The following is a 24,937-nucleotide window of genomic DNA, read 5'->3' as shown; positions in this document are numbered from 1 at the left end:
TTGGTCTGGTTTGTTCTCTCGCCTGTTCTCTTTCACTTTCATGGTTTACTCTTTAACTAACATACTGTTAATTCACGGTTGTAAGGAGACTCTATGGCAAAGTATCAGAATATTCTGGTTGCTATTGACCCCAATCAGGACGATCAACCTGCATTAAGACGTGCGGTTTATCTTGTGCGCCGCAATGGTGGCACAATTAAAGCATTTTTGGCTATTTATGATTTGTCCTATGACATGACGACCCTGCTGTCACCCGATGAGCGTACAGCGATGCGTAAAGGGGTTATCAGCCAGCGCTCAGCCTGGATAAGCGAGCAGTGCCGCTTTTATCTTGATGAGGGGATCCCGATTGAAATCAAAGTGGTATGGCATAACCGCCCCTATGAAGCCATGATTCAGGAAGTGCTGAAATTTAAGCATGATTTGTTGCTAAAAATGGCGCACCAACATGACCGCTTGGAATCGATTATTTTCACCCCGACTGACTGGCATCTATTACGTAAGTGCCCCTGCCCGGTCTGGATGGTCAAAGACCAGCCTTGGCCGGAAAATGGCACCGCACTGGTGGCCGTCAACCTTTCAAGTGAAGACCCACTGCATGACCCCCTTAATCTGCGTTTAGTGAAAGAAACCCAAGAACTCGCAGAGCATGTCAATCAAACTCAGGTGCATCTGATAAGTGCCTATCCGGTAACGCCGATTAATATTGCTATCGAATTGCCTGATTTTGATCCAAGCGTTTATAACGATGCTATTCGTGGTCAGCATTTAGTGGCCATGAAAGCATTACGTCAGCAGTTTTGCATTGATGAAAAATTCACTCATGTCGAAAAAGGGTTACCCGAGGAAGTTATTCCTGACTTGGCAGAACATCTACATGCTGGGGTGGTGGTGCTGGGTACCTTGGGGCGCACTGGGCTGTCGGCGGCTTTTATCGGCAACACCACAGAGCATGTGATTGACCATCTTAAATGCGATTTGTTAGCGATTAAGCCGGAAGGATTTACCTGCCCGATTGAAAGCAATGAAGATAGAAACGACAGCGCGTAGCCCCCTCTTTCTTGTATATTGTATGATTTATAGCCAATAAAAAGGGCCACCGTGGTGGCCCTTAATCAAAACATTGCGATTATAACGCGCGTAAAATTGCTTCCACGCTGTCTTTAGCATCGCCAAATAACATCTGAGTATTGTCTTTGAAGAACAATGGGTTTTGCACGCCAGCATAGCCGGTGTTCATTGAGCGTTTAAAGGCAATAACACTTTGCGCTTTCCAGACTTCCAGTACGGGCATACCGGCAATCGGGCTGCGCGGGTCTTCAAGGGCGGCGGGGTTTACGGTGTCGTTAGCACCAATAACCAGCACCACATCAGTGCTTGGGAAATCATCATTAATTTCGTCCATTTCCAGCACCACATCGTAAGGTACTTTGGCCTCCGCCAATAGCACGTTCATATGGCCAGGTAAGCGCCCTGCTACTGGGTGAATACCAAAGCGCACTTTGACCCCACGCGCCTGCAATTTTGCGGTAATTTCAGCCACCGGATACTGCGCCTGCGCCACCGCCATACCATAACCTGGGGTGATGATGACTGAGCTGGCATTTTTCAGCAGCTCCGCCACTTCTTCTGCATTCGTCTCGCGGTATTCGCCCATCTCTTCAGCATCACCGGTTGAGGAACCATCAGTACCAAAACCGCCGGCAATGACACTGATAAACGAGCGGTTCATCGCCTTACACATGATGTATGACAGGATAGCACCCGAAGAACCGACTAACGCCCCGGTCACAATCAGCAGGTCGTTGCTCAGCATAAAGCCCGCCGCCGCCGCTGCCCAACCGGAGTAGGAGTTCAACATTGACACCACCACTGGCATATCAGCACCGCCAATGGAGGCGACCAAATGCCAGCCGAAGCCCAAAGCAATCACGGTCATCAATAACAGAGCAACCACTTGTAGGGCCACGCTATCTGTTCTGACAAACATAATCATCAGCAGGAATGAAACAACCAGCGCGACTAAATTCAATTTATGACGTTGTGGCAACATCAGCGGTTTGGATGAAATAACCCCGCGTAATTTACCGAACGCAACGATAGAGCCAGTAAATGTTACCGCACCGATAAAGATGCCCAAGAACACTTCGGTCAGATGGATATTCACCATCACCGCATCCATGACTGCCGAGCCATGATCCAGATAGCTGTTAAAGCCAACCAGAACTGCCGCCAGGCCCACGAAGCTGTGCAAAATAGCCACCAGTTCCGGCATTTCAGTCATTTCGACTTTCTTCGCCAGGTAAATACCAATTGCCCCACCAATCACCATGGCAATGATAATCCAGGCAACGTTACCTGAATCTGGCCCCAGAATGGTGGCGATCAGCGCGATGGCCATACCGGTTACACCGAAAGTGTTACCTTGTTTGGATGTTTCGTGGCGCGACAGCCCAGCCAAACTGAAAATAAATAAAATCGCAGCAACTATGTACGCAGCTGTAACGAGACCACTAGACATTAGTTACCCCTTTATTTTTATATAACATTGTCTTTGTAAACATTGTCTTGATAAACATTGTTTTATCCACTTAGCGTTATCAACTCGCTTGCCCTTGAGGCAAGTTGGCTTTCGGCGAAACCTAATTTTTGCGGAACATTTTCAGCATGCGCTGGGTGACAGTAAAGCCACCAAAGATATTGATGCTGGCAATCAGTACCGCAATAAAGGATAAGAAACTCACCCAGCCGCCATGACCAATCTGTAAGAGTGCGCCAACCACAATGATGCCGGAAATGGCGTTAGTCACTGACATCAGCGGGGTATGCAGCGCATGGCTGACATTCCACACCACGTAATAACCAACCACACACGCCAGCGCAAAGACCGTAAAGTGGGATAAAAACTCTTTCGGTGCCACATTCGCCAACCAACCGAACAACACAATAGCCAGCGCCATCATGATGTATTTAGGCCACGGCGATGAAGGTTTCGCCGCTTCTTTAACAATGGGCGCTGCTTTGGCAGCCGCTGGCTGCGCTGATACCTGAATTGGTGGCGCTGGCCAAGTTATTTCACCGGTTTTAACCACGGTAACACCGCGGATCACGGTATCGTCAAAATCAATGTCTATCTCGCCATTTTTCTCTTTGCAGAGTAACTTCAGCAAGTTAACCAAGTTAGTACCGTAAAGCTGAGATGACTGGGTCGGTAAACGGCTAGGTAAGTCGGTATAACCGATGATTTTCACGCCATTTTCAGTCACAGTGACTTTATCGGCCACCGTCAATTCACAGTTACCGCCGGTTTGTGCTGCCAAATCGACAATCACACTGCCCGACTTCATTGATGCGACCATCTCTTTAGTTATCAAACGGGGCGCGGGCTTGCCGGGAATCAATGCCGTGGTGACAATGATATCCACTTCAGCAGCTTGTGCGGCAAATAGCGCCATTTCGGCTTTGATAAACGCTTCAGACATGACTTTCGCGTAACCATCGCCACTGCCGGCCTCTTCTTCAAAATCGAGTTCGAGGAATTCAGCGCCCATACTTTGGACTTGTTCTTTCACTTCCGGACGGGTGTCAAAAGCGCGCACAATCGCACCCAAGCTCCCGGCAGCCCCAACAGCGGCCAACCCCGCAACACCGGCACCAATAACCATCACTTTTGCCGGCGGGACTTTGCCCGCGGCGGTGATTTGCCCGGTGAAGAAACGGCCAAACTCATGCGCGGCTTCAACAATCGCGCGATAGCCCGCAATGTTAGCCATTGAGCTTAGGGCATCCATCGATTGCGCACGTGAAATCCGTGGCACCGAATCCATCGCCAATACAGTGACCTGATGCTCGGCTAACTTTTGCAGTAATTCTGGGTTCTGAGCTGGCCAAATAAAGCTGACCAAAGTGCTCCCCGCACGCATCAGGGCAATTTCGTCCTCAAGGGGGGCGTTCACTTTGAGGATAATATCGGACTGCCACACATCGGTGGTATCCGTAATGGTGGCACCCGCATCCTGGTACGCCGCATCGTCAAAACTGGCTAAATGACCAGCTCCGCTTTCAATCGCCACGGTGAAGCCTAATTTCAGCAGCTGTTCCACCGTTTTCGGCGTTGCTGCAACACGGGCTTCATTGGCCAACCGCTCTCTTGGTACACCAATACGCATAATGATCCCTTTTACTTGTCTTTGATATAATGTCTATCTGTTTGGTTACTGACAAAACTGCTTAGTTACGGCTCCCTATAACCTACTGAAAATGTGACTGATGATCCATATCTGTATGCGGTTCTGAAGCAGTTTTTGCACTAAAACTAGTAGGCAGAAAGAACTCTGTATAATTCACTATAAAAATAATATTTACTAGCGGCTTATCCTGCAACTTTGAGCCAAAATAACAAGATTTAGTATAGTAAGGCAACCCAGTCATGGCGCGGCATCAGGTTAGAAAAATGTAAATAAACAGCGCTTATGAGGTTAAAGGCATTATTCGTAAAGCTTATCTCGATTCTTACTGTAAAGTGCTATCAGGCCGAACTGCAGAATTCATATACTTAGTCATATAAATTGCGGAGACACCCAGCATTATTACATGTAATAATCATCTGCTATTCTGTTACACATCAATTGTTCCGCATGTATCAACGTTAATGCGCAAGGCGAAAGGATTTTTTATGAAGCTGAAATACACGATCATCGCGTCGGCATTGCTGTCACTCTCGGCACTTTCTGCTGCACATGCGGCGAAAGAGTTAACACCAGAGCAAGCAGCAGCCATTAAGCCATTTGATCGTATTACTGTGACCGGCAGATTTAACGCAATTAATGAAGCTGCTGATGCAATATCCCGTCGTGCTGATAAATTAGGGGCTGATGCGTTCTATATTCAGGATCTCAACAGCAATAATAATGGTGGCAACTGGCGTGTAACGGCCGATATTTATCACAATGATGCGCCAGAAGTCAGTAAAGAGACTCAGTATCGTATCTTTAATGGCATCAAAGAATTACCAAAAACAGAAGCTTACGCCTTGCAACCCTATGACACCGTTTCAGTCAGTGGTTTCTTCCGTAGCCAACCTGATATCAACGACGCCGTTTCCAAAGCAGCCAAAGAGAAAGGCGCGTACTCCTTCTTTATCGTGCGCCAAGTGGATGCCAACCAAGGCGGGAACCAATTTGTGACGGCTTATGTTTATAAAGAAGATGCCGCCAAACGTATCGTACAAAGCCCTGATGTCATTCCTGCGGATTCAGATGCTGGCCGTGCCGCACTGGCGGCGGGCGGTGCTGCGGCGGCAAATGTAGAAATTCCGGGTGTTGCTTCTTCCGCTACGCCAAGTGCCGATGTTGGCCGTTTCTTTGAAACGCAGTCATCAACTGGCAAACGTTACACCGTCACTCTGAATGATGGCACGCAGATTCAGGAATTGAACAACATCACGGCGGCTCAGATGGTGCCATTTGATTCAGTGACCTTTGGCGGCCATTACAACAGCATGACTGATGTCTCGCATGAAGTGGCGAAACGCGCTGCCGCCAAAGGCGCGAAGTATTACCATATCACTCGCCAATGGCAGAACCAAAGTGGTGGTAACCTGAGTGTCAGTGCTGATTTGTTCAAATAAGTTGGTTTGAATAGTCACATAAGGGCAGCCTAGGGCTGCCCTTTTTTTATCTGCCACAGTGCTGATTTAGCGCCTGAAACTCGACTGAATAATTTTTTGTCAAAATCGCATAACCAATCATTGCATGATCGCGCCCCACTCCGTAAAATCTCCCGAAAATTTTGGGATATTATCTGTCAGGTATCGACTGATTTACCTCATATAATGCTGCTTACAAGTCAGTAACCATTCATTAATACTCTAAAAACCAGGATCCATCATTGGAAAGAAAACTTGGCCTGACAGCCCTCACCGCGCTGGTGCTCAGCTCAATGCTGGGTGCCGGAGTCTTCAGCCTGCCACAAAATATGGCTGAAGTTGCCAGCCCCGCAGCGTTGCTCATTGGTTGGAGTATTACCGGTGTGGGAATCATTTTTCTGGCATTTGCCATGTTGCTACTGACACGATTGCGCCCTGATCTGGATGGGGGAATATTCAGCTATGCCAAGGAGGGTTTTGGTGATCTTATTGGCTTTTTCTCGGCCTGGGGTTACTGGCTGTGCGCCGTTATTGCCAATGTATCTTACTTGGTGATTGTTTTTGCGGCGTTAAGCTTTTTTACTGATAAGTCAGGCCATATTATGTTCGGTGAGGGCAACACTTGGCAGGCACTGCTGGGCGCGTCTTGCCTGTTATGGCTCGTTCATGCCCTGGTTTTGCGGGGGGTTCAAACTGCCGCCAGTATCAATTTGGCCGCAACATTAGCAAAACTATTGCCCATCGGCGGTTTTATTGTCTTGGCCGGCCTGGCTTTTAGCCTCGATACCTTCCGTTTTGATTTCACTGGCATCGCCCTGCACACCCCAGTTTGGCAGCAAGTGAAAGACACCATGTTAATCACCTTGTGGGTCTTTATTGGTGTCGAGGGTGCGGTGGTGGTTTCCGCCAGAGCGCGCAATAAAAAAGATGTTGGCCGGGCAACCATGCTGGCGGTGCTTTCAGCGCTGTGTGTTTACCTGCTCATCACGTTATTGTCCCTTGGCGTGGTGCCGCGTGCGGAGTTGGCGGGCATGCGTAACCCCTCCATGGCAGGTATTATGGTTGAAATGATAGGCCCTTGGGGAGAGGTCATTATTGCCACTGGGCTGATTATTTCAGTGTGCGGCGCTTATCTGAGCTGGACAATTATGGCCGCGGAAGTCCCTATGGTGGCGGCCAAACATGGTGCATTCCCTAAAATATTCCAGTATCAGAATAAACATAATGCCCCGGCCAAGTCACTGTGGCTAACTAACTGTGCCGTACAGGTGGCGCTGATTCTTATCTGGCTGACGGGCAGTAATTACAACACTTTGCTGACCATTGCCTCAGAGATGATTCTGGTGCCCTATTTCCTCGTGGGGGCATTCTTATTTAAAGTGGCGCTGAAACGCCAAGACTGGCGGTTGATTATGGCGGCCAGTGGTGCATGTTTGTATGGTTTGTGGTTGATTTATGCGGCGGGCTTATTGTATTTGCTGCTATCGGCACTGTTATATGCCCCCGGTTTACTGGTCTTTATTTATGCGCGCCAAGGGCATGAGGGCCTCAGATTGCTCAATACGCTGGAGCGTGCGGCGATTGGTCTGGTCTTGATGGCCACTATTCCGGCAACTTGGCTGGTTATGCACTAAAGGATTTCCCACCAAAGAACCTTGCTAAATCAAAGGATAAGCCAGTTAAACTGGCTGTCCGATGAGTTTGGTATGGGCGGGTAACTAATTATTTTCTGCGGCCGATATATCCACCGATAAACACTCACCCTGCTGGCTTAGCTTCATCGATTGTGGGAATTTTTGCTTAATCTCCCCCAATTGTGCGGTTTCGAGCGGATAAGGCAATTGAATATCCAACTGTTTGATTCCTTGCTGCTGCGCTAAACGAATCAATCGAATGATATTAGTTTCATCACTCAGTTGGGTTGATAAAACCTGCAGCGCCAGCGCGGTAAGTCGCTCCTGCGGGGTTTTCTCCAGTTCGGTTTGGGATTTGACGACCATGCCGAAAATCGGCATAACCCCATAAATAGCATCAATAAAGCCCCAACGCTTTTTGCATGACGCAGCTAGAAATTCCGTGTAATCGAAGCAGACTTTTTCACTGTGCGTTGACACACCAATGTGTTCGCCACTCATCCCTCAGTCCTTAGCTGATCGATACAGCTATTCATTAATCATTAATATTGATATTGATATATAAACGATGGGCACAACTCTATAGAGATGACGATAGGATCACTTTCATTAATATAATGAAATGATTTGCCCGTTGTCTACCCATCCGTCATTGGCATTAATAAAGTAACAAGCATAGTATTGCTACCCACTGCGCGCTATGCTGAATTCCGACACTTTTATAAACTGAAAAACATGACCAAAATAGTTTTTGTCGAAGACGACCCTGAGGTCGGAAAACTGATTGCTGCCTATCTTGGTAAGCATGATATTGATGTATTGGTCGAGCCGCGAGGGGATACCGCGCAAGCCGTTATTGAACAGCAACAGCCAGATTTAGTGCTGCTTGATATCATGCTACCCGGCAAAGACGGGATGACGCTGTGCCGCGATCTGCGGCCAAGTTATGAAGGCCCTATCGTGCTGCTGACCTCACTGGACAGTGATATGAATCATATCCTCTCCCTTGAAATGGGCGCGAATGATTATATTCTGAAAACCACCCCCCCAGCGGTGTTATTGGCCCGGTTGCGCTTACATTTACGCCAGCATAATCAGCAACAAACCAAAGAAACCATTAGCCCGCCGCTGACCGGGCATAATGCCATTCACTTTGGTTTACTCTGTATCGACCCCGTCAATCGTCAAGTTAATCTCAGTGATGAAGAAATTACCTTATCGACATCCGATTTTGATTTGCTGTGGGAGTTGGCCACCCATGCGGGAATCATCATGGCCCGGGAAGCATTATTGAAGAATTTACGTGGCGTCAGTTATGACGGCATGGACCGCAGTATTGATGTGGCGATATCGCGCTTGCGCCGTAAACTCTACGACAATGCTCTGGAGCCGTTTAGAATCAAAACAGTGCGAAATAAAGGTTATCTGTTTGCTCCCAATGCTTGGGAGTCGGTGCAGCAATGAGGAAACTATTCATACAGTTTTTCTTATTGTTATTCGTCTGCTTTATGGTGATGGCGATGTTGGTTGGGCTGGTCTATAAAGTCACCGCTGAACGCGCGGGTCGCCAGTCATTAGATGACCTGATGAAAAGCTCACTGTCATTGATGCGCAGTGAGTTACGGGAAATTCCACTCAAAGACTGGAATAAAACCATTGCCACGTTGGATTTAAATCTTTCCTTTCAATTACATATTGAACCTCTCGACAAGCGGGATCTGGGGGAGAGATTAAATAAACGCCTACGTGCGGGTGAAATTATTGCTTTGGATGATGAATATACCTTCCTGCAACGCATTCCCCGCAGTCACTATGTGCTGGCGGTTGGCCCGGTCCCCTATTTGTTTTATCTGCACCAAATGCGGATACTCGATTTAATGCTACTCATCCTGATCGGCCTGTCTTTAGCCCTGCCGGTATTTCTGTGGATGCGCCCTCACTGGAAAGATTTACTGAAACTGGAGAATGCCGCCCAGCGGCTAGGGGCGGGTTATTTAGACGAGCGGACACATTTTGACCCGACCTCCAGTTTAAGCCGTTTAGGTGTCGCATTTAACCAGATGGCCGACAACATCAACACCTTGATTGTGAGTAAGAAACTGCTTATCGATGGGATTGCTCACGAGCTACGCACCCCACTGGTGCGCTTGCGTTATCGGTTAGCCATGAGTGATAACCTGACTGAAAGTGAACAATTGGCGCTGAATCATGATATTGGTCAGTTGGAAGCATTAATTGACGAATTGCTCACTTATGCGCGACTGGATCGCCCACAAGTTTCGCTCAATCTAGAACCTATCGACTTACCGGCCTGGCTTACCACCAAGGTCAAGGATATTCGCCTGATTCATCGCGAGCGAGAAATCGAGCTTGATATCCCCCACCGCGGCGACTTTGGCGCGGTCGATTTACGCCTGATGGAGCGAGTATTGGATAATTTGGTGAATAATGCGCTGCGTTACTCGACTGAACGACTGCGGGTTGGGCTGTGGTTTGATGGCGACAACGCCTGCTTGCAAGTGGAAGATGACGGGCCAGGTATCCCACTGGAAGAACGCGCGCGGGTTTTTGAACCCTTTGTTCGCCTAGACCCGAGCCGCGACCGTGCCACCGGCGGATGTGGATTGGGCCTAGCGATTGTTCACTCCATCGCACAAGCTTATCAGGGGACGATTTCGGTGGATGCCAGTTCCTTAGGCGGGGCTAGTTTCCGATTTTGTTGGCCAGTGAAAAACCCTTACTCACCGTCTATTGCCCCTGAAAGTCAGCAACAATAGCCAAACCAATCAGTGCTAAGAAAAAATTAGCAGATTAAATTTATGGAGCATTTCATGACCACGGCTTACCAGCACCTGCGCACCACATTCACCCGCCTGGCCCGTTTTGAGCACTTATCTGCCATCGCTGGCTGGGATATGCAAACCATGATGCCCCCCAAAGGCAACCTTGCCCGCTCAGAGGCCATGGCCGAGTTAAATGTACTGCAACATCAAATCATTACGGCCAAGCAGGTTGGCGAATGGTTGCAACAAGCACAACAAGAAACGCAGGATGATATTGAGCAAGCTAATTTGCGCGAGATGCGCCGGCACTACAATAATGCGGTGTTGCTGCCAGAAGCACTGGTTGAGGCAAAATCACTCGCCGGTGCTCGCTGCGAGCATGCATGGCGACAACAGCGTATTGCTAATGACTGGCATGGTTTTGCAGAAAATCTGCGTGAAGTGGTTAAGTTGAGCCGAGAAGAAGCCGCAATTCGGGCTCAGGCTGCTGGGGTATCACGCTATGACGCATTACTAAACCTGTATGAGCCGGGAACCAACAGTGCAGATTTAGACCGCATATTTGGTGACCTTAAACAATGGTTACCGGCGCTATTGCAAAAAGTCACCAGCAAGCAAGCCAGTGAACCTTGTTTGCTACCCCAAGGGCCATTCGAGCTGGAAAAACAGCGGCAACTCGGCCTCAATGTGATGAAAATACTCGGTTTTGACTTTGATGGCGGGCGAGTTGATGTCAGTGTGCATCCATTCTGTGGTGGCGTGCCGCAGGATGTACGCATCACCACCCGTTATAATGAACAAGAATTTCTCAGTGCATTAATGGGGATTGTCCATGAGACCGGTCACGCGCGTTATGAGCAAAATCTGCCACGTGAATGGTTGGGCCAGCCAATATCACACGCACGTTCCACCGCGATTCATGAATCTCAAAGCCTGCTGTTTGAAATGCAATTGGCGCGCAGCAAAGAATTCCTGCAAGTGATCCGCCCATTGGTCATCCATCAATTTGGTGAACAAGCTGCATTTAATGAGCACAATTTTACGGCATTGAACCAACGCGTCAAAACCGGCCTAATCCGAGTTGATGCTGATGAGGTCAGCTACCCTGCTCATGTGATTTTACGTTACGAAATCGAAAAAGCATTGATTAGCGCAGAAATCGAAGTAGAGGATATTCCGGCACTATGGAATGAGAAAATGCAGCAATATCTTGGTGTTGACACTGAAAGCAACTACCGAAATGGCTGTATGCAGGATATCCATTGGACCGACGGTGCATTTGGCTATTTCCCGACTTATACACTGGGTGCAATGTATGCAGCCCAACTATTCCAAACAGCACGTGAGGCTATCCCAAGATTAGATCAAGACATTGCCAATGGCGATTTAGCCGGTTTATTCAATTGGTTAAAGAACAATATTTGGCAGCACGGTAGCCGTTATTCAACGACAGAACTGATAACAAAAGCGACAGGTGAACCACTTAACCCCCGTTTTTTCCGCGAACACTTAGAGCGACGTTACTTATAATTACCAGCCGCTATGAGATTGAGCCTTTCTATACTGCCCTCTTAATGAGTGGCAGTATTGTTCTCCCCAGCATAAATGTCACTTTAGTTTCAAATTGGCACATAGCTGCAGAATACGCTGTTGGGTACAATACTCATATGTATGTTGTAACTAATATGCAACTGTAGCGCAGTTGCATATCATATGTTCATTCGCCTCCGGCTCAACTATTGCTCAATGAAACTTGGGCAAACGCTGGTGATAAGCTCAATATCTAATTGCCCATTAGCCATAGCAATCAGCGCTGTACAATCGGTTACAAGCCGAAACCAATGACTCACGGAAGCCACTAACCATTTATTCTATTCTCATTACAACGACCCAACGGGGCCGATATGCAAACAGAACACTGAGGAATTAATCATGAAAACAGTATTAGCTATGATTGTTGCTGCAACCTTGGGTATGTCTTCTATCGCATTTGCCGCAGATGCGGTTGCCCCAGCAGCAGCTCCAATGGCTACAGCCCCAGTGGCGCATAGTGCGCCGGCCAAAACCATGCATCACAAGAAAGCGACAAAATCGATGAAGAAAGCGGATAAGGTTGCGCCAGTGCAAAAAGCACAAGCGGCTAAAAAGCAGCATAAGAAAGCAACACATAGCAAATCTACTCCAGCAGTCACACCGGTCGCAAAATAAATCGAGAAAGCGAAATACAGCACTTCAAGATTGACTTGTAACAGCTGAATTCACTCAACACCCGGTTCTCCGGGTGTTTTTTATCGGGAGTGCTGATAATGCTGCGCCGTTATTTATTTGAAATCACGCTGACTACATTAATTATTTGCGGACTGATCGCATTATTTTTTTATTTATAGTGTCAGCGGCTTATGCCGCTCTAAAATTATTGAAAAATCAAATACTGACAACATACCATATGGCTAATTGTGTCTATAGTTAGCGATAAGAAAGCTTGTAGTTAACAGCTTAATGAGCAGGTCACAGATTTGTGAATAGATAACCCTCTTAGAAATAAGGCAGGCTAATTCTTTATGCGTTTATCTTCATTGTTATTATTGAGTCTGTTGCCTCTTTCCGCAGCTCTTGCCCTCCCCCCGACTGAAACGCCAAATGATGACGCCAGTATTGCCGATCAAAAAACACTGTTTTTTGGTGAAGATGACCGTACCGCCATCGCTAATACTCAGGAATGGCCATGGCAAGCCATTGGTCAAGTTGAAACGGCCAGTGGCAACCTTTGCACTGCGACATTAATCTCGCCTCGCCTCGCCTTAACAGCAGGCCACTGTGTGTTGACACCGCCGGGTAAAATTGACCGAGCCGTTGCTTTACGGTTTATTTCACACAATGGTCATTGGAAATATCAGATTACTCGTTTGGAAACTTTGGTTGATACCAAATTAGGCAAAAAACTTAAGCCTGACGGCGACGGCTGGATAGTGCCACCCGCCGCGGCAGCTTACGATTATGCGCTTATCCGCTTAACCAATAAAAAACCGATTCCAATCAAGCCATTGCCATTATGGGATGGAACTGCTGACGAATTGACCCAAGCACTTAAACGCGTAGATCGTAAAATAACGCAAGCAGGCTACCCACTCGATCATCTCGACACACTTTACAGTCATGAGAATTGCCTGATTACGGGTTGGGCCCAGCAAGGTGTGCTATCCCATCAATGTGATACTTTACCCGGTGATAGCGGCTCGCCTTTGTTGCTAAAAAATGGCGAAAAGTGGTCTTTGATTGCCATCCAGAGTTCCGCTCCCGCCGCCAAAGACCGTTATCTTGCTGATAACCGGGCTTTGGCAGTTACAGCCATAAAAGACCGGTTGAAAATGCTTGCTAATAAAACGGCCAAAACCAGCAAATAGCGATTCTACTCAACGCTAAGCGCAGATTATTCTTTACGGCTACAGTGGGGTTTTTGATTAAACTTAAAAACAAAAGTCCCACCTAATGCCGCGGCATATCGACTCAAGGTTGTCAGATTTGGCGAAATAATGCCTTTTTCCATCCGGCTGATATTTTGTTTCTTCAGCCCCACCCTCTGGGCAACTTCTTCTTGGGTCAAATTACATTGCTGGCGGGCGGCTTTAAGCTCTGTCATCAGAGCTTGCCTAATCTGCAAGTCAGAATAGGCTTCATATACATGAGGATGATTTAAAGCATCCGCTTTAACCTCAGCAAAGGGTATCACGTCAAAATCATCTTGTTTCTTCATGGCTGCAATCTCCGTTTGAGTTCCTTCATACGCTGATAGGCCAACATTAATGTCCTTCTTGGCGTCTTTTGCGTCTTCTTTTGTAAAACATGAATGATATAAATCTGCCGACTAGGCTGGTAAAAGAAAAAACCACGCCCGGCGCCCTCCTTAGCACTAACCCGTAACTCTTTCAGGCCTTTACCTAACTCCCGCACGACGGGCTCTCGCAACTCATGACCATAAGCCTCTAACTCATCAAGAGCCTTAATCAAAGCCGCCTGTATTCCTGGCGGTAACCTAACCAACTCTCTCTGAGCCAACCTCAACAAACTAATCACATACATAAGCAATCCCTGCTCCCAAAAAACTCTATCAAACCCACCAAAAGCAATCAAACATGGTGACCCACAATCAGACAAACTTTGAACAAGCCGCCTATTGCCACGGCAGATATACCCATAATTGAAGGGCTGGGGCAATAACACCGCCGCTGAATGAGCAAGTTAATTGGTCTTTTACGAGGAGCTTCGCATGAAAATGAGCAGCATTCATCAATGACACATCTAGGATGCAAAACTGGATAGATTAATCATATGAATGCTGAATTTAGAGGTAGGGCGCGGGGATTGACCAATAAAAATCTCGCGCCTGAGTCTCTTGAATTCAGGCGCAAAGATAGGCATTTTCTCTCAAGCAGAGAGTTGTTCGATAGTTTGTAAAATACGTTTGTCGGAAATCGGGTAAGGTGTCCCCAATTGTTGGGCAAATAAGCTCACCCGCAGCTCTTCAATCATCCAACGAACTTCTTTAACATCTTCATCTTGTTGACGTTTAGGCGGCAGTTTATTCAGCCATTGCTGCCACATCTGCTGCACATGTTCTACTCGTTGCATTTGAGCGCGATCACGATGAGGGTCGACGGCTAACTTCTCCATCCGGCGCTCGATGGCGTGCAGATAGCGTAAAGTATCCGGTAAACGTTTCCAGCCATTATTCGTGACAAAACCGCGATAAATCAGGCCACTAAGCTGTGCTTTGATATCTGAAAGTGCCAGGGCCTGCGAGATATCAACCCGGCCTTTTAAGCGCTTATTAATACTGAATACGGTGGTGAGAATTTGTTCAACTTGCTTGGCTACCTCCACCACCGTTTCATTTAACTCTGCGCGGACTTTTTCTTGTAACCGAGCAAAATCAGCCTCTTGCCACACCGGCCCACCGTATTGCGCGACCAGTTTATCTACCCCACAAGCAATGCAATCATCAATCAGATCCATCACTTTGCCATAAGTATTGAAATAGAGGCCGAGTTTGGATTTGTTCGGCAGTTTTTCATGTAAGTACTTAATGGGTGAGGGAATATTGAGCAATAACAAACGCCGCGTGCCCTGCCACATTGCTTGTTGTTGCTGAGATTGCGTATCAAACAAGCGGATGGCAACACTGTCTTTTTCATCAACCAGTGCCGGGTATGCTTTGACTTCGTATCCACCCCGGCGTTGTTCGTAACACACAGGCAGTGAGCCGAAGCTCCAGATATGTAAGTTATTTTGCTCAATACCATCATCGGCCACAGCAGAAAGCGTCTCTTGTACCTTCTCTTGCAGTTGTAACTGCAAGGCGGCAAGATCCTTGCCCTCGCGCAGGGTGCGGTTCTTATCATCGACTACCCGGAAGGTCATTTTTAGATGGTCGGGCACTTGCTCCCACTGCCAGCTTTCACGTGACACCGTCACGCCAGTCATGCGGCGTAACTCACGTTCTAATGCATCCAGCAGACTGGTTTCCAGCGGCGTCACTCGGGCCAAAAAAGCCTCTGCATAGTTCGGTGCGGGGACAAAATTACGCCGAACCGGTTTAGGTAGCGATTTGATGAGCGCCACGACCAGTTCACGGCGAATGCCTGGGATTTGCCAATCAAAACCTTGTTCCTGCACCTGATTTAGGATTGGCAGCGGAATATGTACTGTGACCCCATCGGCATCGGCACCCGGCTCAAATTGATAAGAAAGCCGTAATTTAAGTGCCCCTTGGTACCAAAAATTCGGGTAATCCAGCGGGTTAACTTTGTTCGCGCCATCCTTGATAAGCATGGTTTTTTCAAAGTTGAGTAGCTCTGGTTGCGTTTGGCTGACTTTTTTCCACCAACTATCAAAATGGCGTGCGGAAATAACATCGCGGCCAATCCGCTGGTCATAGAAATTAAACAGTGTCTCATCATCAACCAGAATGTCGCGCCGTCGGGATTTATGCTCCAACTCTTCAACTTCGGCCAGTAACTTTAAATTAGCCCGGAAAAAGGCATGGCGCGTCTGCCAGTCGCCCTCAACCAAACCATGGCGGATGAACAGCTCACGGCACAGTGGCGGGTCAATTGGGCCATAATTGATTTTGCGCTCCGTGACGATAGGCAAGCCAAATAACGTCACTTTCTCGCTGGCCATCACCGCCCCCTGCGCTTTCTCCCAATGCGGGTCGCTATAGTGGTGTTTAACCAGATGCTGCGCCACGGGTTCTATCCATTCCGGCTCAATACGAGCAGCAATGCGCCCCCATAAGCGGCTGGTTTCGACTAGCTCGGCAACCATGCACCATTTCGGTGGCTTTTTGAATAAACCAGAGCCAGGGAAGATAGCAAAACGCGCATTACGCGCACCGGTATACTCTTGCTTTTCAACGTCTTTTTGACCGATATGTGACAATAACCCCGTCAAAATGGCCGTGTGAATGCTGCGATAATCCGCCGCAACGCTATTGACCGGAATGCCCAGTTCTTTTACCACCTGCCGGAGCTGGGTATAGATATCTTGCCATTCCCGCACCCGCAGATAATTCAGGAAGTCGCTGCGACAAAGTTTGCGAAACTGCGCCGATGACAGCTCTTTTTGCTGCTCTTTCAGATAATCCCATAAATTAACAAATGCCAGGAAATCAGAGTCTTTATCTGCAAAACGCCGGTGTTTTTCATCCGAGGCTTGTTGTTTATCTGTCGGGCGCTCCCGGGGGTCTTGGATAGACAAGGCGGAGGTAATAATCATCAACTCCCGCACACTGCCACTTTTTTGTGCTTCCAGCACCATGCGCGCCAAGCGCGGATCGACCGGCAGTTGCGCCAGTTGGCGGCCTAACGGTGTTAATTGCTGATGGCCATTACTGGCCGTTTGTATCGCGCCCAGCTCTTCCAGTAGCCGAACACCATCTTGAATATTGCGCTTATCCGGGGCTTCGACAAAGGGAAAGGCGGCGATATCGCCTAACCCCAGGGCGGTCATTTGCAAAATAACCGAGGCCAAATTAGTGCGCAGAATTTCCGGATCAGTAAATTCAGGGCGTGAAAGGAAATCTGGCTCCGAATAGAGCCGAATACAGATGCCGTCCGACACACGACCACAGCGGCCTTTGCGCTGGTTAGCTGAAGCTTGCGAAATCGGCTCAATGGGCAACCGCTGTACTTTGGTTCTAAAGCTGTAGCGGCTGATGCGCGCGGTGCCGGGGTCAATAACATACTTGATGCCAGGCACAGTCAGCGAGGTTTCCGCCACGTTGGTCGCCAGAACAATGCGCCGCCCGTGGTGTGACTGAAACACCCTATTTTGCTCGCTATTAGATAAACGGGCATATAATGGCAGCACTTCGGTATGCGGCAAATTCTGTTTCATTAGCGCATCAGCAGTGTCACGGATTTCACGCTCGCCACTCATAAAGATCAGAATATCGCCAGGACTTTCCCGGCCCAGTTCATCTACCGCATCAAAAATAGCCTGTAGCTGATCGCGCTCAACATCGTCGGCATCATCCACAATAGGCCGATAGCGCACTTCTACCGGATAGGTGCGCCCCGAGACTTCAATAATGGGGGCATTATTGAAATGGCGAGAAAAGCGCTGCGGATCAATTGTCGCTGAGGTGATTATCACTTTCAAATCAGGGCGTTTGGGCAATAACTCGCGCAAATAGCCCAAGATGAAATCAATATTTAAGCTGCGTTCATGAGCTTCATCAATAATCAAGGTGTCATATTGCATCAGCAAGCGGTCTTGCTGAATTTCAGCCAGCAAAATACCGTCGGTCATTAACTTCACCAACGTATTCTCGCCTACGTGATCATTAAAGCGAACTTTATAACCGACACAGCCGCCCAGGGATGTGTCTAGCTCATCAGCAATACGATTTGCCACAGTACGAGCGGCAAGGCGGCGTGGCTGGGTATGACCAATCACCCCCTTGATACCGCGCCCTAACTCCAGACAAATTTTCGGTATTTGCGTGGTTTTACCCGAGCCGGTTTCACCCGCAACGATGACCACCTGATGGTCGCGGATAGCATCATAAATATCCTGTTTCTTCTGGCTGACGGGTAAATTTTCAGGATAAGTGATAGCCGGGCAAGCTGCCCGGCGGCTGATAACCCGCTGCATCGCGGTCGCAATTTCAGCGGCGATATCACGGGTAATCGCTTCTATTGCATCGGGATTATTAACTTTTCGGGTGCCTTGCAACCGACGCCGCATGCGCTGTTGGTCACGGAGCATCAACTCACCGAGTTGGGAAGATAATGCTGCGAGTGAAGATTTCACGTTCAGTATTCCTTGTTGCGCCAGCCCCGCCAAACTGCGGAGGCCAGATTTCTTTAGCTATATTAATAGCGTGTCTTGCGCAATATGGTAACACAATCAACTTTTTCACCCTATATTCAGCCGATGTCTCCTATGGGCTGACTATTGGTGTGTTGCCAGTGCGATGGGTAACAAACGTGTCAGAAGCGGCAACAAAAGCTTGCGCCTTATTTCATTCAATAAAATCGAACAAAGAACGCAAAATATTGCGCTATCACTAATAGAAAAAGTTGAATAAAGTGTATCTCATTACAAGGGCGTATCGCCTAAGTCTCTGTTACCTGTTAAGGAATTACGATGAGCAAAGTTCTGGTTCTGAAATCAAGCATTCTGGCAACCTATTCACAATCTAACCAATTAGCTGACTTTTTTGTTGAGCAATGGCAAGCAGCTCACGCGGGTGATGAAATCACAGTACGTGACTTGGCAGCTCAACCGATCCCGGTATTAGATGGCGAACTGGTAGGTGCTTTACGCCCTTCCGATGCGGCGCTAACACCACGCCAACAAGAAGCACTGGCACTTTCTGATGAACTGATTGCCGAATTACAAGCTAATGATGTGATAGTGATGGCAGCACCAATGTACAACTTCAACATTCCCACTCAGTTGAAGAACTACTTTGACCTGATTGCTCGTGCTGGCGTGACTTTCCGCTATACCGAAAAAGGCCCAGAAGGCTTGGTGACAGGCAAACGCGCTATTATTCTGACCAGTCGCGGTGGCATCCACAAAGACACCCCAACTGACCTGGTTGTTCCTTACCTGCGTCTGTTCCTCGGCTTTATCGGGATTACCGATGTCGAGTTCGTATTTGCCGAAGGTATTGCTTACGGCCCTGAAGTGGCGACCAAAGCCCAAGCTGATGCTAAACAGTTACTGACTCAGGTTGTTAGCGCTTAATGAATAACTTTTGCGCACCGCGGGTGTCTCTGCTGATGCGCAACTGAAGTAACCTCGTATTACCCTCGTATTACCCAGTAGTCGATTTCATCATTGCGCGCCTTAGGCGCGCTTTTTTATGCTCAGACACTCAACTCAGGTGCGAGCAGCGCAATGGCACTCTCTTCGTCCGTCACCAACCCATTCACCCAATGACCTCTGAGAGCTGCTTTGATAGCTTGATGTTTTTCCGCGCCACCAGCTATAGCAATAACTGGTTTTTTCGGCTGGATATGCAAACTGGCACTGGTTAAACGTTGGTCCAGCACATAGCTTACCCGCTGGCCATTGATATCAATGAAGTTACCTAGCATTTCAGCTACCACATTGGCCGCGGTCAGGGCAGCCACATCATGCTCTGAAATAAAACCATCTTTGTGCAGCGGGCAGTGATAACCCATCGAGCCAATCCCCATAAAAGTCACATCCGCCTGGGCTGCTTTCTCTGTCACCGTGCGATAAATACGGTGATTGCACCATAGTTCTCGGTCAGCTGCGCTATCGGCAAACAGCGGTGCGGGCAAAATAAAGTAGCGCCCTTGGGTTTTCTCGGCCATCCATAATGGCACGTCATAGCGAGTACAAGACCCGTCTGCGGCGATGGCCCCAATGAGAGAAACACAGCTGTGTTGGGGGCGGTCAAAATCAGGTAACTCATCAATAGCCGCCTTTAAACTGCGCCCTGACCCGACCCCAATGACCAGCGGTTGTTCTTGCCGCAAAAACTGCGCCATCACCTCAGCGCCCACCACGGCAATGGCGCGCTGCACCCCTGCACTATCCATGCCTAAGCTGGGTACCACCTGGCATTGATGTAATCCATAGTGTTTTTGTAACTTATCAGCCAGCGCCATACAGCGGCCCACCGGATGAGCAATATTGACACTGACCAATCCGTTATCGATAGCACAGGCCACCAGCCGTTGGGCGACCTGGCGGGAAACCCCCAGCGCATCCGCGATTTCATGTTGCGTCTGCCCAGCAACGTAATACATCCAGGCCGCTCGGGCCGCTTGATCTAATTTCTTGTCACTCTTATGCATAAGTTTGCTACGCGATGGGGGTGAAAAAGTCATGTTAAACATGTTACGCCGCTCTTGGGTAGATTTTTATCTCCGCTGTCGTTTATGTGAGCCAAAGCCCAACTAAAGGGCAAAAGTTACATTAACCTAACACAATCGAGCAAATGCCCCAAAAAAGGGCTTATGCCCAAGAATTATCTTAATGCAGACTTGATTACGGAGAACATGATGAATACTGAGCTGAATTCCACCCCGGCGATATGGCTACATATTGGTGCTGGCTCTTTCCACCGCGCCCATCAGGCTTGGTATCTGCACCGTTTACGGGCCGCCGGTGATAACACTTGGTCAATTGCGCTGGCAAATATTCGTGATGACGCGGCCCCACTACTGGCTACTTTGGCCGCCCAGAATGGGGAATACATGCTGGAAACGGTGACGCCCGCAGGCGAGCGTCAGTATGAAAAAATCACTTCACTGCGCAACATCATCCCGTGGGATAAAGAATTGCACCATTTGGTGGCGCAAGGTCGCCGGCCAGAGACTCGCGTTATTTCCTTTACCGTGACCGAGGGCGGCTACTATCTGGATAATCAATTTAATCTGCAACAAGATAACGCGGACATTCAGGCCGACCTCAATGGGGATTGCCGCACTATTTACGGCGCAATCAGCCGTATTTTGCTGCAACGCCAGCAGATGAACAGTGGCCCAGTGACGTTACTGAACTGCGATAATCTGCGCCATAACGGCGAGCGCTTTCGCCATTGTCTGTTGGAGTTTCTGGCTTTACGTGACCAGCAAAGTTTATTGAGCTGGGTCACCCGCCAAACGCGCAGCCCAAATACCATGGTTGACCGCATTACCCCGCGCCCATCTGATGATATTGCCCCGCGCGTATTCGAACAGACGGGAGTTGCTGACAAGGTACCAGTGATGGGCGAATCATTTATTCAATGGGTTATTGAGGATGACTTCATTGCCGGGCGGCCAGCGCTGGAGAATGTCGGCGTAGAAATGGTCGAATCTGTACTGCCGTATGAAGAGGCAAAGATTCGTATCCTCAATGCCAGCCACAGTTGTATCGCCTGGGCAGGAACCTTGATTGGGCAAAACTATATTCACGAAAGCACCCAAACAGCGGCTATTCGCCAGATGGCCTATGACTATGTCACTCAGGATGTTATCCCCTCACTGTCACCCAGCCCGTTAGATTTAGCGCATTATCGTGATGTGGTTTTGGAGCGTTTCAGTAACCCGTATATCCGTGATACCAACCAGCGGGTCGCCGCCGATGGTTTCTCGAAAATCCCCGGATTTATTACCCCAACACTGATGGAGTGCTATCAGCGTGGTCGCACACCGACCGCGACCGCCATGTTGCCCGCGCTATTCTTTGTCTTTATGGCCAGTTGGCACCAAGGCAGCCTGCCATATGAATACCAAGACGGAATTCTGGATGCCAGCGCCGTCCACGCCATGTTCCACTCCGCTGACCCCGTCGGCCTGTTTGCTCGTGACAATAAACTGTTTGGCCCACTGGCCAGTGACCGTCAGTTTGAACAGTTATTACGTCAATCCATTGACCGGGTAAATGCCTGGGTCATGGCGAACCGTTAATCATCAACAAGGAATGGCTATGTATCTTGGACTCGATTTAGGCACCTCAGAAATTAAAGCCATGGTGATTGATGAGCGCGGGCAGATTTTGGCCAGTGAGGGCGAGCCGCTCACCGTGCAGCGCCCACACCCCTTATGGTCAGAGCAAAACCCTGCTGATTGGTGGCAAGCGACACAGCGTGTTATCGGCCGCCTACGCCACAAAATACCGCAGCGCTGGGGGGAGATTGCCGCCATCGGCCTGTCAGGTCAGATGCATGGCGCAGTGTTGCTAAACCGCGAAGACCGCATCCTGCGCCCAGCCATTTTGTGGAATGATGCGCGCTGTGCTGAAGAGTGTGCAGAACTCACGCGCAACGCCCCACAACTGCAGCAAATTGCCGGTAATCTAGCGATGCCCGGTTTTACTGCACCAAAACTGCTGTGGGTTGCTCGCCATGAGCCGGAAATCTTCGCGCAATTGGCCATGGTGCTGCTGCCCAAAGATTATCTGCGCTGGATGATGAGTGGCGATAAGGTCAGCGATATGTCTGACTCTGCCGGCACTCTGTGGCTGGATGTCGCGCAGCGCGATTGGTCCGACTCCCTGCTAGCCGCGTGTGGATTATCGCGCGATATGATGCCACGGTTGATAGAAGGCAATGCCCCCAGCGGCTATTTAAAAGCCGATATTGCTCGCGAATGGGGCTTGTCGCATAAAGTGGTGATTGCCGGTGGTGGCGGGGACAATGCCGCCAGCGCAGTGGGCATTGGAGCCATCAATCCCGGTGATGGTTTTATCTCCCTTGGCACATCTGGCGTATTGTTCGCGGTCAATGATTGCTATCGCCCAAATCCACAATCGGCTGTACATGCCTTTTGTCATGCTTTGCCACATCGCTGGCACCAAATGAGTGTGATGCTAACCGCAGCCAGTGCTTTGCGCTGGTTATGCCAACTGCTGGGCAGCAATGAAACAACATTGTTATCTGAAGTGGCTCAGCTCAGCCGAGCTGAACAACGCCTGGCCCCGATTTTCCTGCCCTATCTCTCTGGTGAGCGCACCCCCCATAACGATCCGCTCGCGACCGGAGCTTTCCATGGTATGACCCATGCAACCGATCGCGCGGCATTGGGTTATGCGGTGTTGGAGGGGGTTAGTTTTGGTATCGCCGATGGTTTGGCGGTATTAGCAGCGGCCGGAACTCAATTGAGCCAATCGTCACTCATCGGCGGCGGAGCGCGCAGTGCCTGGTGGGGGCAACTGATGGCAGACACGCTCAATCTGCCCATCATCACTCACAGTGGTGGCGAAGCCGGCGGCGCATTAGGTGCCGCGCGCTTAGGTTGGTTGGCGAGCGGCGGCGATGAGCAATTAGTCTGCACTAAGCCGCCCATCGACCAACGTTTTATTCCTGATGTTAACCGGCAAGATGCCTTATTTTCTCGCCTTGAGTGCTACCGAGAGCTTTATCAACAACAGCGACAACTCCGTCAGCAATTGTCGCGATAAACCCAAAACGCATATCGCCGGGCTAGTAAGTCGCCCTTTCACTCGCGGTCTTTACAAACAAGCTGACCCTACAAACCAGCAGCCAGCGCTCAGACGCTAGAGGAACAGAACATGCAAAAAAAATCGACTCATTGGTTTGGCTTGCCGATGAATTTATTCTGGGGCTACATTGCCATTGCCATTTTTATGAGTGGCGACGGCTTTGAAATGGCCTTCTTATCCAAACACATTACCGATATGGGGTTCACCCCGGCGCAATCGGCGTTTGTATTTACCCTATATGGGTTAGCCGCCGCCATTGCCGCCTGGAGTTCAGGGGTGGTGGCTGAAATTATCACGCCGCAACGCGCCATGCGCATAGGTTTCATCCTGTGGGTGGTGATGCATTGCCTGTTTATGGTGTTTGGCTTGGGCATAAAAAGTTACCCATTGATGCTGGTGTTCTACGGCATCCGCGGCCTGGCTTATCCATTGTTTATCTATTCGTTTGTCATGCTTATTGTGCAAAACGTGCCTAAACAACAGCTTTCGTCGGCGATGGGCTGGTTCTGGGCAATGTACTCCGTCGGTATCGGCGTGGTAGGCAGTTATTTGCCAAGTTTTACTATTCCGATGATTGGCGAAACCGGAACCTTGTGGTTTGCCATTGTTTGGGTCATGGTCGGTGGCCTGATGGCATTGATTCTGCTACGTAATGTTGGCACCGCCAGCCCGAAAGCCTCGCTCTCTAATAAAGAGAAATTCAAAGAGTTATCACGTGCGGTCACCATTCTATTTACCAATAAAAATATTTTCTTATCCTGCCTGATTCGCATTATCAACACATTATCCCTGTTTGGTTTTGCCGTGATCATGCCGATTCTGTTTGTTGGGCGGCTCGGTTTTACCATGTCCGAGTGGTTGCAAATCTGGGCGGTGTTCTTCTTCGTCACCATTTTCACCAACATCATGTGGGGTATTTTGGGCGAGAAAATTGGTTGGATGCGGCAGGTACGCTGGTTTGGTTGCATCGGTTGCGCGCTTTCCAGCTTGGCGTTTTACTATATTCCGGTTTATTTCGGCCATAACTTCTGGGCAGCGCTGATACCGGCAATAATGTTAGGAATAACCGTAGCGGCCTTTGTTCCGATGACCGCCGTCTTCCCAGTATTAGAACCTGAACACAAAGGCGCGGCGATTTCGATTTATAACCTGTCAGCGGGTTTAAGTAATTTTGTTGCCCCGGCCATCGCATCGCTGGTGCTGCCATTCTTCGATATTGTCGGCGTGGTATGGGTTTATACCGCGCTATATCTGATTGCCGCGGTGCTGACCTTAATTGTTAAAGTCGAGCAACCGGGTCATACGGATACTTATTACCGCAAAGAGTCGCTAAACAGTCTTCATGGCCATCCCGTGGCGACGAGTTTGCAGCCTGAGCGCTAAACTATTATTTTCTCCATTAG

The 24,937-nt window shown here is 49.0% G+C and carries 20 protein-coding genes; 13 read left to right on the top strand and 7 right to left on the bottom strand.

Features of this window, described 5'->3' with window-relative positions; genetic code table 11:
• The first annotated feature begins 93 nt into the window (after positions 1–93).
• Positions 94–1,050 (top strand): universal stress protein UspE, encoded by a 957-nt coding sequence (gene uspE, locus D5F51_RS08470; protein ID WP_129196136.1) that lies wholly within the window; start codon positions 94–96, stop codon positions 1,048–1,050.
• 79 nt (positions 1,051–1,129) lie between these two features.
• Here uspE and pntB read toward each other — a convergent pair whose 3' ends face one another.
• The gene (pntB, locus tag D5F51_RS08465; protein WP_025378310.1) at positions 1,130–2,521 is read right to left on the bottom strand and encodes a Re/Si-specific NAD(P)(+) transhydrogenase subunit beta; all 1,392 of its coding nucleotides are present in this window, start codon (positions 2,519–2,521) and stop codon (positions 1,130–1,132) included.
• A 121-nt stretch (positions 2,522–2,642) separates the two neighbouring features.
• Positions 2,643–4,169 carry a Re/Si-specific NAD(P)(+) transhydrogenase subunit alpha gene (pntA, locus tag D5F51_RS08460; protein WP_129196135.1) on the bottom strand — a complete coding sequence of 509 codons (1,527 nt, stop codon included), beginning with the start codon at positions 4,167–4,169 and terminating at the stop codon, positions 2,643–2,645.
• A 506-nt stretch (positions 4,170–4,675) separates the two neighbouring features.
• On the opposite strand from pntA, the gene ydgH reads away from it, so the two are divergent.
• Positions 4,676–5,629, top strand: a complete 954-nt coding sequence (gene ydgH / locus D5F51_RS08450) for a DUF1471 family protein YdgH (protein WP_129196134.1) — start codon at positions 4,676–4,678, stop codon at positions 5,627–5,629.
• Positions 5,630–5,889: 260 nt separating this feature from the next.
• Positions 5,890–7,281, top strand: a complete 1,392-nt coding sequence (locus D5F51_RS08445) for an amino acid permease (RefSeq protein WP_087768235.1) — start codon at positions 5,890–5,892, stop codon at positions 7,279–7,281.
• Between the two features lie 84 nt (positions 7,282–7,365).
• On the opposite strand, the gene D5F51_RS08440 is transcribed toward D5F51_RS08445, so the two are convergent.
• On the bottom strand, positions 7,366–7,782 hold the full coding sequence (locus tag D5F51_RS08440) for a hypothetical protein (RefSeq protein WP_025378313.1): 417 nt from the start codon (positions 7,780–7,782) through the stop codon (positions 7,366–7,368).
• Positions 7,783–8,016: 234 nt separating this feature from the next.
• On the opposite strand from D5F51_RS08440, the gene rstA reads away from it, so the two are divergent.
• From rstA to D5F51_RS08415, 6 genes are all read left to right on the top strand, one after another.
• Positions 8,017–8,745: a two-component system response regulator RstA gene (gene rstA, locus D5F51_RS08435; protein WP_025378314.1), complete on the top strand. Its 729-nt coding sequence runs from the start codon at positions 8,017–8,019 to the stop codon at positions 8,743–8,745.
• Positions 8,742–10,058 carry a two-component system sensor histidine kinase RstB gene (rstB, locus tag D5F51_RS08430; protein WP_129196133.1) on the top strand — a complete coding sequence of 439 codons (1,317 nt, stop codon included), beginning with the start codon at positions 8,742–8,744 and terminating at the stop codon, positions 10,056–10,058. The genes rstA and rstB overlap by 4 nt, the downstream gene beginning before the upstream one ends.
• 54 nt (positions 10,059–10,112) lie before the next feature.
• Entirely contained in the window at positions 10,113–11,594 is a 1,482-nt protein-coding gene (locus D5F51_RS08425; RefSeq protein WP_162301711.1) for a carboxypeptidase M32, read from the top strand.
• A gap of 402 nt (positions 11,595–11,996) precedes the next feature.
• A complete protein-coding gene (gene asr / locus D5F51_RS08420; RefSeq protein WP_129196131.1) occupies positions 11,997–12,272 on the top strand; it encodes an acid resistance repetitive basic protein Asr in 276 nt (91 codons plus the stop codon).
• A 98-nt stretch (positions 12,273–12,370) separates the two neighbouring features.
• Complete coding sequence (gene ydgU / locus D5F51_RS23040) at positions 12,371–12,451, top strand: small membrane protein YdgU (RefSeq protein WP_458379674.1); 81 nt, start codon at positions 12,371–12,373, stop codon at positions 12,449–12,451.
• Between the two features lie 174 nt (positions 12,452–12,625).
• Positions 12,626–13,468, top strand: coding sequence for a trypsin-like serine peptidase (locus D5F51_RS08415; RefSeq protein WP_129196130.1), 843 nt, complete (start codon positions 12,626–12,628; stop codon positions 13,466–13,468).
• A 26-nt stretch (positions 13,469–13,494) separates the two neighbouring features.
• On the opposite strand, the gene D5F51_RS08410 is transcribed toward D5F51_RS08415, so the two are convergent.
• The 3 genes from D5F51_RS08410 to hrpA all read right to left on the bottom strand — a co-directional run bounded on the left by D5F51_RS08410 (position 13,495) and on the right by hrpA (position 18,377).
• Positions 13,495–13,818, bottom strand: coding sequence for a helix-turn-helix domain-containing protein (locus D5F51_RS08410; RefSeq protein ID WP_087768232.1), 324 nt, complete (start codon positions 13,816–13,818; stop codon positions 13,495–13,497).
• Positions 13,815–14,144 carry a type II toxin-antitoxin system RelE/ParE family toxin gene (locus D5F51_RS08405; RefSeq protein WP_025378319.1) on the bottom strand — a complete coding sequence of 110 codons (330 nt, stop codon included), beginning with the start codon at positions 14,142–14,144 and terminating at the stop codon, positions 13,815–13,817. Before D5F51_RS08405 ends, D5F51_RS08410 begins: the two co-directional genes overlap by 4 nt.
• Positions 14,145–14,489: 345 nt before the next feature.
• Complete coding sequence (gene hrpA, locus D5F51_RS08400; RefSeq protein ID WP_129196129.1) at positions 14,490–18,377, bottom strand: ATP-dependent RNA helicase HrpA; 3,888 nt, start codon at positions 18,375–18,377, stop codon at positions 14,490–14,492.
• 336 nt (positions 18,378–18,713) lie between these two features.
• Between hrpA and azoR the strand changes: the two genes are divergently transcribed.
• Entirely contained in the window at positions 18,714–19,319 is a 606-nt protein-coding gene (gene azoR / locus D5F51_RS08395) for an FMN-dependent NADH-azoreductase (protein ID WP_025378320.1), read from the top strand.
• 122 nt (positions 19,320–19,441) lie between these two features.
• On the opposite strand, the gene D5F51_RS08390 is transcribed toward azoR, so the two are convergent.
• Entirely contained in the window at positions 19,442–20,401 is a 960-nt protein-coding gene (locus D5F51_RS08390) for a sugar-binding transcriptional regulator (protein WP_025378321.1), read from the bottom strand.
• A gap of 207 nt (positions 20,402–20,608) precedes the next feature.
• On the opposite strand from D5F51_RS08390, the gene dalD reads away from it, so the two are divergent.
• From dalD to D5F51_RS08375, 3 genes are all read left to right on the top strand, one after another.
• Positions 20,609–22,000: a D-arabinitol 4-dehydrogenase gene (gene dalD / locus D5F51_RS08385; RefSeq protein WP_129199272.1), complete on the top strand. Its 1,392-nt coding sequence runs from the start codon at positions 20,609–20,611 to the stop codon at positions 21,998–22,000.
• Between the two features lie 19 nt (positions 22,001–22,019).
• A complete protein-coding gene (xylB, locus tag D5F51_RS08380) occupies positions 22,020–23,492 on the top strand; it encodes a xylulokinase (protein WP_129196128.1) in 1,473 nt (490 codons plus the stop codon).
• A gap of 111 nt (positions 23,493–23,603) precedes the next feature.
• Positions 23,604–24,917: an MFS transporter gene (locus D5F51_RS08375; RefSeq protein WP_129196127.1), complete on the top strand. Its 1,314-nt coding sequence runs from the start codon at positions 23,604–23,606 to the stop codon at positions 24,915–24,917.
• Positions 24,918–24,937 lie beyond the last annotated feature (20 nt).

Origin of the sequence: Yersinia hibernica (assembly GCF_004124235.1) — a bacterium.
GTDB classification, from domain to species: Bacteria; Pseudomonadota; Gammaproteobacteria; order Enterobacterales; family Enterobacteriaceae; genus Yersinia; species Yersinia hibernica.
The sequence above is the reverse complement of the archived record's forward strand: the minus strand, read 5'-3'. Positions and strand labels throughout refer to the sequence as shown.